Origin of the sequence: Psychrobacillus sp. NPDC058041, assembly GCF_042885655.1 — a bacterium.
Classification (GTDB): Bacteria; Bacillota; Bacilli; order Bacillales_A; family Planococcaceae; genus Psychrobacillus.
Window position 1 is genome coordinate 171,404 of record NZ_JBHVRO010000007.1, and the last position, 11,019, is coordinate 182,422.

Annotated in this window: 15 protein-coding genes and 2 other annotated features; all 15 genes read left to right on the forward strand. The window is 37.2% G+C overall.

The genetic code is table 11. The annotated features are described in order from the left end of the window. The first annotated feature begins 9 nt into the window (after positions 1-9). The 15 genes from gltX to ACFVR1_RS13020 all read left to right on the forward strand — a co-directional run bounded on the left by gltX (position 10) and on the right by ACFVR1_RS13020 (position 10,834). Positions 10-1,473: a glutamate--tRNA ligase gene (gene gltX, locus ACFVR1_RS12950; protein WP_387584555.1), complete on the forward strand. Its 1,464-nt coding sequence runs from the start codon at positions 10-12 to the stop codon at positions 1,471-1,473. A 59-nt stretch (positions 1,474-1,532) separates the two neighbouring features. Continuing rightward, positions 1,533-1,755, forward strand: a binding site (T-box leader). Positions 1,756-1,905: 150 nt separating this feature from the next. Further along, positions 1,906-2,697 (forward strand): serine O-acetyltransferase, encoded by a 792-nt coding sequence (cysE, locus tag ACFVR1_RS12955; RefSeq protein WP_387584557.1) that lies wholly within the window; start codon positions 1,906-1,908, stop codon positions 2,695-2,697. Next, complete coding sequence (gene cysS / locus ACFVR1_RS12960; protein ID WP_387584558.1) at positions 2,678-4,078, forward strand: cysteine--tRNA ligase; 1,401 nt, start codon at positions 2,678-2,680, stop codon at positions 4,076-4,078. The genes cysE and cysS overlap by 20 nt, the downstream gene beginning before the upstream one ends. Before the next feature lie 4 nt (positions 4,079-4,082). Continuing rightward, positions 4,083-4,502 carry a Mini-ribonuclease 3 gene (locus tag ACFVR1_RS12965; protein WP_387584560.1) on the forward strand — a complete coding sequence of 140 codons (420 nt, stop codon included), beginning with the start codon at positions 4,083-4,085 and terminating at the stop codon, positions 4,500-4,502. Next, positions 4,502-5,263 (forward strand): 23S rRNA (guanosine(2251)-2'-O)-methyltransferase RlmB, encoded by a 762-nt coding sequence (gene rlmB, locus ACFVR1_RS12970; RefSeq protein ID WP_387584562.1) that lies wholly within the window; start codon positions 4,502-4,504, stop codon positions 5,261-5,263. Before ACFVR1_RS12965 ends, rlmB begins: the two co-directional genes overlap by 1 nt. 4 nt (positions 5,264-5,267) lie before the next feature. After that, positions 5,268-5,777: an NYN domain-containing protein gene (locus tag ACFVR1_RS12975; RefSeq protein WP_387584563.1), complete on the forward strand. Its 510-nt coding sequence runs from the start codon at positions 5,268-5,270 to the stop codon at positions 5,775-5,777. A 69-nt stretch (positions 5,778-5,846) separates the two neighbouring features. Beyond that, entirely contained in the window at positions 5,847-6,491 is a 645-nt protein-coding gene (sigH, locus tag ACFVR1_RS12980) for an RNA polymerase sporulation sigma factor SigH (protein WP_387584565.1), read from the forward strand. Between the two features lie 76 nt (positions 6,492-6,567). Next, the gene (gene rpmG, locus ACFVR1_RS12985; RefSeq protein ID WP_387584566.1) at positions 6,568-6,717 is read left to right on the forward strand and encodes a 50S ribosomal protein L33; all 150 of its coding nucleotides are present in this window, start codon (positions 6,568-6,570) and stop codon (positions 6,715-6,717) included. A gap of 43 nt (positions 6,718-6,760) precedes the next feature. Beyond that, a complete protein-coding gene (secE, locus tag ACFVR1_RS12990) occupies positions 6,761-6,946 on the forward strand; it encodes a preprotein translocase subunit SecE (RefSeq protein ID WP_387584568.1) in 186 nt (61 codons plus the stop codon). A gap of 103 nt (positions 6,947-7,049) precedes the next feature. Continuing rightward, positions 7,050-7,583: a transcription termination/antitermination protein NusG gene (gene nusG, locus ACFVR1_RS12995; RefSeq protein WP_387584569.1), complete on the forward strand. Its 534-nt coding sequence runs from the start codon at positions 7,050-7,052 to the stop codon at positions 7,581-7,583. Between the two features lie 171 nt (positions 7,584-7,754). Then, positions 7,755-8,180: a 50S ribosomal protein L11 gene (gene rplK / locus ACFVR1_RS13000; protein ID WP_151701748.1), complete on the forward strand. Its 426-nt coding sequence runs from the start codon at positions 7,755-7,757 to the stop codon at positions 8,178-8,180. Between the two features lie 128 nt (positions 8,181-8,308). Beyond that, positions 8,309-9,001, forward strand: coding sequence for a 50S ribosomal protein L1 (gene rplA / locus ACFVR1_RS13005; RefSeq protein WP_387584571.1), 693 nt, complete (start codon positions 8,309-8,311; stop codon positions 8,999-9,001). A gap of 42 nt (positions 9,002-9,043) precedes the next feature. Next, positions 9,044-9,188: a sequence feature (ribosomal protein L10 leader region), on the forward strand. A 32-nt stretch (positions 9,189-9,220) separates the two neighbouring features. Next, entirely contained in the window at positions 9,221-9,721 is a 501-nt protein-coding gene (gene rplJ / locus ACFVR1_RS13010; protein ID WP_387584572.1) for a 50S ribosomal protein L10, read from the forward strand. Between the two features lie 70 nt (positions 9,722-9,791). Then, the gene (gene rplL / locus ACFVR1_RS13015; RefSeq protein WP_387584574.1) at positions 9,792-10,154 is read left to right on the forward strand and encodes a 50S ribosomal protein L7/L12; all 363 of its coding nucleotides are present in this window, start codon (positions 9,792-9,794) and stop codon (positions 10,152-10,154) included. A 77-nt stretch (positions 10,155-10,231) separates the two neighbouring features. Next, positions 10,232-10,834 carry a class I SAM-dependent methyltransferase gene (locus ACFVR1_RS13020; protein ID WP_387584575.1) on the forward strand — a complete coding sequence of 201 codons (603 nt, stop codon included), beginning with the start codon at positions 10,232-10,234 and terminating at the stop codon, positions 10,832-10,834. Positions 10,835-11,019: the final 185 nt, after the last annotated feature.

Genomic DNA, 11,019 nt, shown 5'->3' on the forward strand with positions numbered 1-11,019 from the left:
GATATTACAATGACACAAGAAGTTCGTGTACGATACGCACCAAGTCCAACAGGGTTTTTACATATTGGAGGGGCGCGTACAGCATTATTTAATTATTTGTTTGCACGTCATCATAACGGAAAGTTTATCGTTCGTATTGAAGATACTGATATTGAACGTAATGTGGAAGGCGGCGAAATATCACAGCTTGAAAATTTGAAGTGGTTAGGCATTGAATATGATGAGTCCGTGGATATCGGAGGACCTTATGCACCGTATCGCCAAATGGAGCGTCTAGATATTTATACAAAACATGCAGAAGAAATGCTAGAAAAAGGACATGCCTATAAATGCTTCTGTACTTCGGAGGAACTAGAGGCAGATCGTGAAGTTCAAAAGGCAAATGGAGTAGCCGCTCCTATGTATAACGGTAAATGCCGTCATTTATCAGTTGACGAAGTACAAGCTAAAGAAAATGCAGGTATACCATTTACAATTCGCATGCGTGTACCTGAAAATGTAACGTATACATTTGATGATTTGGTTCGTGGATCAGTTACATTTGAATCGAAAGATGTGGGAGATTGGGTACTTGTAAAAGCTAATGGAATTCCAACATATAACTATGCAGTAGTATTAGATGATTATTTTATGAAAATTTCACATGTATTCCGTGGGGAAGAGCATTTATCTAACACGCCAAAACAATTAATGGTATTTGACGCATTTGGATGGGATTATCCAAAATACGGACATATGACATTAATCATTAATGAAAGTCGTAAAAAGCTATCAAAACGTGATGAGTCCATTATTCAATTTGTCACTCAATATAAAGATCTTGGTTATTTGCCAGAAGCGATGTTCAACTTCTTTGCTCTTTTAGGGTGGTCACCAGAAGGAGAAGATGAAATTTTCTCGAAAGAGGAATTCATTAATATCTTTGATGTAAATCGTTTATCTAAATCACCGTCTATGTTTGATAAACAAAAGTTAACATGGATGAACAATCAATACATTAAACAGTTACCGATTGAGAAAGTGGTTGAACTTGCACTTCCTCATCTGCAAAAGGCAGAACTTCTTCCAACAGAATTAACTGTGGATGAGCATGAATGGGCTACAAAGTTGATAGCTCTTTATCATGATCAAATGAGCTACGGGGCTGAAATCGTTGAATTATCTTCTCAGTTCTTTGATCACGAGATTGCATATACTGAAGAAGCAGCAGAAGTATTAGCAGGTGAGCAAGTTCCTGAAGTAATGGCATCGTTTAAAACACAATTAGAATCTCTAGAAACATTTGAAGCGACTGATATCAAAGCAGCGATAAAAGCAGTTCAAAAAGAAACAGGTCATAAAGGGAAAAATCTATTCATGCCAATCCGTGTAGTGACAACTGGTCAAACACATGGACCTGAGTTAGCAGATGCTATTAGTCTTATTGGCAAAGAAAAAGTAATTGCTCGAGTGGCTAAATTCGCAAAACAATAAGATTGACTTTCCGCTTATTAGGTGTGAAAATGAGGATACAAATTCCAATTTGGAAGCTATAAAAAGCTAGGAAGAGGAGAAGTAAGTAACGCAAGTTCTTTAGAGAGGACCATCACCGGCTGAAAGTGGTCTGAACCAATGGGTTACCGAAATGCACCTCAGAGTGCCATGCCGAACATACAAGTAGGCTGGACGTATCATCTGCGTTAAAGATGCGAAGTGGAAAGGGTGTATTATTTGCCTTTTCAATCAGAGTGGAACCGCGCCCAAAGCGTCTCTGTCTATACACATAGACAGAGGCGCTTTTTTATTTTTTGGTTCTGTTAAATTAGGTTGTTTTTTATAAGAGTGAATCAATTTCATGGATAGCTATTTTGATCAATATGCCGAACATTCAAACCATGTAAAGATTAAATGTTGTTTTGTTAATTTTTGTTAATTTGTGCGATAGGCGGCGACTCGTCGCTCGCCCTGCGGAAAGCGAGTGGATTTTCATCTTTAACAACATTATCGCTTAATAGAGCCTATTTTTTAAAAAGGAGTGAAAGACGGATGTTTGAGCGAATGAAGGAAGATATAGCTGTTGTGTTTGAACAGGATCCTGCTGCAACAAGTATGCTAGAAGTAGTGTTAACGTACTCAGGTTTACATGCTATATGGAGTCACCGAATTGCGCATGCTTTTTATAAAAAGAAATTATTTTTCCTTGCACGTGTTATCTCGCAAATTAGCCGTTTTTTCACAGGAATTGAAATCCATCCAGGTGCTAAAATAGGCAGACGATTTTTCATTGACCACGGAATGGGTGTAGTCATCGGAGAAACTTGTGAAATCGGAGAAGATTGTACAATTTATCAAGGAGTTACATTGGGAGGGACAGGGAAAGAAAAAGGGAAAAGACATCCTACCCTTGCTAATAATGTGCTGGTAGCAACAGGTGCAAAAGTTTTAGGATCCATTACAATTGGAGAAAATAGTAAAGTTGGTGCAGGGTCAGTCGTATTAAAAGATGTTCCGATTAACTCAACGGTTGTTGGTATTCCAGGAGTTGTTGTTATCCAAGATGGTGTAAAAGTGAAGAGGAATCTAAACCATCAAGATTTACCTGATCCTTTTGCAGATAGATGTAAAAAGATGGAAAATGAAATTAATGAGTTACAGGAAGAAATAAATAAGCTTATAAAAGAAAAGGAGATAAATAAATATGGCGATTCAAATTTTTAATACTTTAAAACGTGAAAAAGAACCCTTTGTGCCAATGGAAGAGGGAAAAGTGAAAATGTACGTTTGTGGGCCAACTGTCTACAACTATATTCACATTGGTAATGCTCGTCCTGTGATCGTATACGACACAGTAAGAAAGTATTTACAGTACCGTGGATATGATGTGACGTATGTATCCAACTTTACAGATGTAGACGATAAAATTATTAAAGCTGCAAATGAGCTTGGTGAAGATGTTTCTGATTTAACAGAACGTTTCATCAACGCTTACTTTGCAGATGTAGAAGCACTAGGTTGCAACAGAGCAGATTCACATCCTCGTGTAACTGATCATATGCAAGAAATTATTGATTTTATAAAGGTTTTGGAAGAAAAAGGATATGCTTATGAATCTCAAGGAGATGTATATTACCGAACGAGAAAGTTCGAGGGTTATGGTAAGCTTTCACATCAATCAGTGGATGATTTAAAAGTTGGTGCCCGTATCGAAACTGGTGAAAAGAAAGAAGACGCACTAGATTTTGCATTGTGGAAAGCAGCAAAGCCGGGAGAGATTTTCTGGGAGAGTCCATGGGGTCAAGGACGTCCGGGTTGGCATATTGAATGTTCAGTAATGGCTCGTGAAATTCTTGGAGATACAATTGATATACATGCAGGAGGTCAAGACTTAACTTTTCCTCACCATGAAAATGAAATTGCTCAATCAGAAGCGAGAACTGGAAAAACTTTTGCGAGATATTGGATGCATAATGGCTATATTAATATTGATAATGAAAAGATGTCAAAATCACTTGGCAATTTTGTGTTAGTAAACGATATTCGTAAACAAATTGATCCGCAAGTTTTAAGATTGTTCATGTTGAGTGTCCACTACCGTCACCCAATTAACTACTCTGGGGATCTAGTAGAACAAGCAGAAGCTGGTCTTGAACGAATTCGCACTTCTTATGCAAATGTGTTACATCGCTTAGATGCAACTGCTGATTTAGGAGATCATCATGATACTTGGCTATATAAAATCGGAGAAGTGAAAGAGCAATTTATTGTTGCGATGGATGATGATTTCAATACAGCTAACGGAATTGCAGCAGTGTTTGAACTATCCAAGCTTGCAAATACGTATTTGCTTGAAAAACAAACTTCCGAAAAAGTGTTAAAGCAATTTCTTTCTGTATTTGATGAGTTAACGTCCGTATTAGGGCTTACGCTTAGACAAGAAAAAGAAGTGTTGGATGAAGAGATCGATGCTTTGATTGAAGAGCGTAACCAAGCGAGAAAGGATCGTAACTTTGCACGCGCAGATGAAATTAGAGACCAATTAAAAGAAATGAATATTATTTTAGAAGATACTGCACAAGGTATCCGATGGAAAAGAGGATAAACTTGTGGGTGATTTTAAACTATCTGATGTAAAGCAATTAAACTCTTTGGCTTTAGCGTATATGGGAGATGCTGTATTCGAACAAGTTGTTCGAGAGCATCTCATTCGTTCAGGTCGTGTAAAACCTAATATTTTGCATAGAGAAGCTACAAAATATGTATCTGCAAAAGCACAAGCCACAATTGTTAGAGAATTGTTAAACACTAATTTTCTAACTGAAGAAGAAGAGGCGGTATTAAGAAGAGGTAGAAATGCAAAGTCTGGTACTGTACCCAAAAATACAGATGTTCAAACATACCATTATAGTACAGCGTTTGAAGCGGTAGTAGGAAGTCTATATTTAAGTGAGCAAAAGGAACGATTACAGGAGTTGCTTCAATTCTCTATTAAATTTATTGACGGACAGAAAGGGGAGAAAAAATAATGACAGAACAAACAGAACAAACGGGTGAAATAATTGCAGGAAAAAACCCAGTAGTAGAAGCTTTACGTTCGGGTAGAGATATGAACAAGGTGTGGATTGCGGAAGGTGTACAAAAGAGCGGTATCAATGAAATTATTCAATTAGCAAAAGAAGCAGGAATTATCGTTCAATTTGTTCCGAAGAAGAAGTTGGATAACTTAACAGATGCAAATCATCAAGGGATCGTTGCTTCAGTAGCTGCTTATCGTTATGCAGAACTAGATGATTTATTTGAACTGGCAGCTAGTAAAAAAGAGGATCCACTTTTTATTATTTTAGATGAAATTGAAGATCCGCATAATCTTGGTTCCATTATGCGGACTGCAGACGCAGTTGGTGCTCACGGTATTATTATTCCAAAGAGACGTGCAGTAGGGCTAACGGCAGTGGTGGCAAAAGCTTCTACAGGTGCTATAGAGCATATACCTGTGTATCGTGCAGGCAACTTAGCGCAAACAGTTGATGAGTTAAAAGCGCGGGGTGTTTGGGTTGCAGGAACAGATGCAACAAAATCAACTGACTATCGAAATATGGATGCAACACTTCCGCTAGCACTTATCATTGGTAGTGAAGGAAAAGGAATGGGGCGTTTATTAAAAGATAAGTGTGACTTCTTATACCATTTGCCGATGGTCGGTCATGTGACAAGTTTGAATGCGTCTGTTGCTACGGCTATACTTTTATACGAAGTATTGCGTGTCAGACGTCCGCTTAAAGGATAGAAAGATGCAGATTCTACTTGTCGATGGTTATAATATTATCGGCGCATGGAATGAATTAAGGCTATTAAAAAAAGAAAAATTATTAGACGCTAGAGACCGATTGATTGAACTAATGGCAGAATATAAAGCATTTACAGGTACGCGAGTGATTGTGGTGTTTGATGCACATCTAGTACCAGGAATAGAGAATAAACAGAAGCAAAATGATGTAGAGATAATATTTACTCGTGAAAATGAGACTGCGGATGAACGTATTGAAAAGCTCACGCAAGAGTTAAATGGGAGAAGAGTTCAAATTCATGTAGCAACCTCGGATATGACAGAGCAAAGAGTTGTTTTTGGACAAGGTGCATTACGAAAATCTGCCAGAGAATTTGAAATTGAAATGGCTTCTATTTCATCGAATATTACGAAAAAGGTGAGGAATATCCAAGAAAACAAGCCAACGTCAAAAATACATTTAACAGATGAAGTTGCAGAAATTTTCGAAAAATGGCGAAGAGGAATAAAATGATGGATTGACTGGATAAATTTTCATCCTGTATACTTGATATAACTATCGTAAACTTGCAGAGGTGACTTCATGGAAAAGATCGAACATAATCTACAACAATTGGATAGTTTACAAGATGAGGAACTTGTAGAGATGGTTCATCAAGGGAACACTGAAGCACTAGATTATTTAATAACGAAGTATCGTTCATTCGTTCGAATGAAAGGGAGATCCTATTTTTTAATTGGAGCCGACCGAGAAGATATTCACCAAGAAGGCATGATTGGGTTATATAAAGCAATCCGTGATTTTAAGGAAGAAAAACTATCTTCTTTCCGAGCGTTTGCTGAGTTATGTATTACTCGACAAATTATTACGGCTATTAAAACTGCAACTCGACAAAAACATATTCCTCTAAACTCATATGTTTCGTTAGATAAACCTATCTATGATGAAGAATCTGATCGAACTTTGATGGATATGATCGCTGGATCAGTAATAGACGACCCAGAAGAGTTAATTATTAATCGAGAAGATTATAATTATATGGAAGGTAAAATGTCTGAGATTTTAAGTGAATTAGAGCAACAAGTGCTTGTGCTTTATCTAGATGGTCAGTCTTATCAAGAGATTTCTGAAGAGTTGAACAGACATGTGAAATCAATTGATAATGCGCTTCAAAGAGTGAAACGAAAATTAGAGCGATATATGGAGATTGGTAGTAATTATGTATAAACCCTGGGATTTTGTTGACACCGTTTATGTAAAATGATAATCTTGAAAAAGACTTAGACGCCAAAAAGGTGAGAAAATGACAAAGAAAATTGTCTTGAGCTGTGCACAATGTGGTCACCGAAATTATACGGTTAATACATCTAAAGAGAGCGCATCTATTCGTATAGAAAGAAAAAAATACTGTACGCATTGTAACGCACATACACTTCACAAACAAACATTGTGAGTATGTAAGTAAGATAGATTTTCCATGTGGAGGTTTAGCTAAGATGGCTAATGTTGGTGGATTCTTTAAAAACGTAATGTCCGAAATGAGAAAAGTAAGTTGGCCTAGAAAAAAAGAGCTTACAAGATATACAGTAGTTGTGCTTGCAACAGTGATAGTTATGGCTGTATTCTTTGCTTTGGTGGATTTAGGAATTTCTCAACTTTTCCGTTGGTATTTAGATTTATAAAATGCATCATGTAAATATTTTTTGAAAATAGCCCGTCTTACAAAACGAACGGGTTTTTTCATTTGTCTAAGAAAAGGAGGGAAGGACGATCTGTCCTATAGCTATGGAAAAAAATTGGTATGTCGTTCATACTTACTCTGGGTATGAAAATAAAGTAAAAGCGAACTTAGAAAAGCGTGTAGAAACAATGGGAATGTCAGATAAAATTTTCCGAGTATATATCCCTGAACAAGAAGAAACAGATTTTAAAGATGGAAAAAAACGTGTCGTTTCGAGAAAAACTTTCCCTGGGTACGTATTCGTCGAACTGATTATGACAGATGACGCTTGGTATGTTGTGAGAAATACACCAGGGGTAACTGGCTTTCTTGGTTCTTCAGGTGGAGGAACAAAACCAACACCTTTAGCTCCAGAGGAAGTACAATCTATGTTGAAACAAATGGGTGGCAATGAAGCAAGAGTAGAGGTAGACTTCGCAGTAGGCGAATTGGTTGAAGTATTAGAAGGACCATTTGCTCATTTCCAAGGAAAAGTAGAAGTAATTGACTCTGCTAAAGGCAAAGTAACTGTTTCTGTAGATATGTTTGGTCGAGAAACAAATATGGAATTAGATTTTGATCAAGTAACGAAAATATAATTTTATTAGTTACTTGCTAAAGGTTGAAAAAAGTGGTATCATTTCAAAGGTCAGACTGAAAATCAGTCTGCATGAAATTTTATAATGTTTTCAGCAATTTGCTGAGAGACAGATATTTGAGTGGGAGGGGCAACCCAATTACCACATCACGGACTTAAGGAGGTGTGTCTCGTGGCTAAAAAAGTGATTAAAGTTGTTAAATTACAAATTCCTGCTGGTAAAGCAAACCCAGCGCCACCGGTTGGTCCTGCATTAGGACAAGCGGGTGTTAATATCATGGGATTCTGTAAGGAGTTCAACGCACGTACTGCAGATCAAGCAGGTCTAATCATTCCGGTTGAAATTTCTGTATTTGAAGATCGTTCATTTACTTTCATTACAAAAACTCCGCCGGCAGCAGTGTTACTTAAAGTAGCAGCAGGTATTCAATCTGGATCAGGTGAACCAAACCGCGTAAAAGTGGCAAAAGTGAAACGTGATAAAGTTCGCGAAATCGCAGAACAAAAAATGCCAGATTTAAATGCAGCGTCTGTTGAAGCAGCTATGTTGATGGTTGAAGGTACTGCACGTAGCATGGGTATTACAATCGAAGACTAATATTTAATGTGCATTTTAATATAATGCATTTGTTTTTTGGAAGGTTGTAGTTGTTCCTTAGAATAACTACAACCTTTACACGTGGGAGGTTTATTCCGCTAAAACCACTATCAAGGAGGACATTTTAAATGGCTAACAAAGGTAAAAAAATTCAAGAGGCTTCAAAACTAGTTGACCGCAACGCGGTATACTCAGTTAAAGAAGCAATCGAACTTGCTAAAAAAACTAGCACAGTTAATTTCGATGCAACTGTAGAAGTTGCTTTCCGTTTAGGAATCGATACTCGTAAAAATGACCAACAAATCCGTGGGGCAGTTGTGCTTCCAAACGGAACTGGTAAAACTCAACGCGTATTAGTATTCGCTAAAGGCGAAAAATTAAAAGAAGCAGAAGCTGCAGGTGCAGACTATGCAGGTGATGTTGAGTATATCAATAAAATCCAACAAGGATGGTTCGATTTCGATGTTATCGTAGCGACTCCAGATATGATGGGTGAAGTTGGTAAAATCGGTCGTGTACTTGGACCAAAAGGCTTAATGCCAAACCCGAAAACTGGTACAGTTACATTTGACGTAACTAAAGCAGTTGAAGAAATTAAAGCTGGTAAAGTAGAATACCGTGCTGAAAAAGCTGGTATTATTCATGCTCCTATCGGTAAAGTTTCTTTCGAAGACGACAAATTAGTAGAAAACTTCATGGCAGTATTTGAAGTAGTTCAAAAAGCAAAACCTGCTGCTTCAAAAGGTATTTACATGAAGTCTGTAAATGTAACAACTACTATGGGACCAGCTGTAAAAGTTGATGTTCAATCAGTAAAATAATAATTGACAACTAAAAGTCTATCTGTTAAGATGACTTTTGTTGTGAAATATACATTTGTACCGAAGACAGTAGGAGTGAAATGTCACTTAATATCCTACCGAGGACAAGCAAATTCAGATTCTTCTTAAGATGATGACTTTCTGCCTCTGTGTCTATCCGTAGATCAGAGGCTTTTCTTTTGTCGGTATAAATGGCCAATTCTTATAGGAGGTGCCAAAATGAACAAAGCAATCGAAACAAAAAAAGTGCAAGTTCAAGACATTGCAGAAAAGTTTAAAGCTGCTGCTTCAGTAGTAGTAGTTGACTACCGTGGTTTAAATGTTTCGCAAGTAACTGAACTACGTAAACAACTTCGTGAAGCTGGTGTGGAATTCAAAGTTTACAAAAACTCTCTTACACGCCGTGCGACTGAAGTTGCTGGTGTGGATGGAATCAACGAACACCTTGTTGGACCAAACGCAGTAGCATTTTCAAACGAAGATGTAGTTGCACCTGCAAAAATCATTAATGATTTTGCTAAAAAGAACGAACATCTTGAAATTAAAGCTGGTATCATCGAAGGTACAGTAGCATCTGCTGAAGATGTGAAAGCATTAGCCGAACTTCCATCACGCGAAGGTCTTCTATCTATGCTTCTTTCAGTACTTCAAGCTCCAATGCGCAACTTCGCGCTTGCAACAAAAGCTGTTGCAGAACAAAAAGAAGAACAAGGCGCATAATTTATTACGCGACCTAACAATTAAAAAAGGGCGAATAGCCTAAAAATATCCATTATAGGAGGAAAATAAAATGAATAAAGACGCAATCTTAGAAGCTATCAAAGAAATGACAGTTCTTGAATTAAACGACTTAGTAAAAGCAATCGAAGAAGAATTTGGTGTAACAGCTGCTGCTCCAGTAGCAATGGTTGCAGGTGGCGGTGCTGCTGCAGCTGAAGAGCAAACTGAATTTGATGTAATCCTTGCTTCTGCTGGAGATCAAAAAATTAAAGTAATCAAAGTTGTTCGTGAAATCACTGGTCTTGGCTTAAAAGAAGCTAAAGAAGTAGTAGATAACGCACCAAAACCACTTAAAGAAGGCGTATCTAAAGAAGACGCTGAAGCTATTAAAGCTCAACTTGAAGAAGTTGGCGCTAACGTAGAAGTTAAGTAATTTTTGTACAGTTCGAAGAAAAAAGCTCGTCATTTAACGACGGGCTTTTCTTCGTATGTATTATGGAGGGTTATTCGGTGTCTGATCACTATTACTCTAGAAAACCTCAAACGGAAAGTAAGCCACGTCACTGGAATTTTACTTTACTTGGAAATGACTTTCGATTTGAAACAGATGCTGGTGTGTTTAGTAAGAGCGAAGTAGATTTTGGCTCCCGTGTATTAATCGATGCTTTTGAAACACCTGAACTAGAAGGAGATTTTTTAGATATAGGTTGTGGATACGGTCCGATTGGTCTGTCTATTGCGAAAGCAAATGATAGAAGAACAGTTCATTTAGTAGATGTTAACACACGTGCTATCCAACTTGCAGAAAAAAATGCTGCTGCTAACGGGATACAAAATGTACGAATCTATGAAAGTGATGGGTTGTCAGCGGTTCAGACTGCAAACTTTGCGGCTATATTAACTAATCCACCGATTCGCGCTGGAAAAGAAACTATTTTTCGTTTTTACAAGGAATCTCATGAAAATTTGGTTTCAAAGGGAGAATTGTGGGTTGTGATTCAAAAGAAACAAGGGGCACCATCTACTTTTAGCTATTTAGAAGAGATTTTTGGTCAAGTGGAAATAGTAGAAAAAGTAAAAGGTTACTGGATTTTAAAAGCTACAAAAGATTGACTTGACAAAATCGCTATGATATTATAATAAAATGCAAAAATATTATTTTGAGGACGTATGCCTTTTTGAATAAAGGAAATAAATAAGGGTATACTGGCCGAAAGAAAAGTTTGGTTATTTAAAAATGAGCTCTTATTTAGAACTCGTTTTCTTTTTGTCTTTTCGATATCATACACTAATTTGTT

Excerpts from the sequence above, each read along its gene's own strand:
- rplJ (WP_387584572.1), top strand. The coding sequence starts at position 9,221 with ATGAACAAAGCAATCGAAACAAAAAAAGTGCAAGTTCAAGACATTGCA.
- gltX (WP_387584555.1), top strand. The coding sequence starts at position 10 with ATGACACAAGAAGTTCGTGTACGATACGCACCAAGTCCAACAGGGTTT.
- sigH (WP_387584565.1), top strand. The coding sequence starts at position 5,847 with ATGGAAAAGATCGAACATAATCTACAACAATTGGATAGTTTACAAGAT.
- rplL (WP_387584574.1), top strand. The coding sequence starts at position 9,792 with ATGAATAAAGACGCAATCTTAGAAGCTATCAAAGAAATGACAGTTCTT.
- nusG (WP_387584569.1), top strand. The coding sequence starts at position 7,050 with ATGGAAAAAAATTGGTATGTCGTTCATACTTACTCTGGGTATGAAAAT.
- rpmG (WP_387584566.1), top strand. The coding sequence starts at position 6,568 with ATGACAAAGAAAATTGTCTTGAGCTGTGCACAATGTGGTCACCGAAAT.
- secE (WP_387584568.1), top strand. The coding sequence starts at position 6,761 with ATGGCTAATGTTGGTGGATTCTTTAAAAACGTAATGTCCGAAATGAGA.
- rlmB (WP_387584562.1), top strand. The coding sequence starts at position 4,502 with ATGACAGAACAAACAGAACAAACGGGTGAAATAATTGCAGGAAAAAAC.
- cysS (WP_387584558.1), top strand. The coding sequence starts at position 2,678 with ATGGCGATTCAAATTTTTAATACTTTAAAACGTGAAAAAGAACCCTTT.
- ACFVR1_RS12975 (WP_387584563.1), top strand. The coding sequence starts at position 5,268 with ATGCAGATTCTACTTGTCGATGGTTATAATATTATCGGCGCATGGAAT.
- rplA (WP_387584571.1), top strand. The coding sequence starts at position 8,309 with ATGGCTAACAAAGGTAAAAAAATTCAAGAGGCTTCAAAACTAGTTGAC.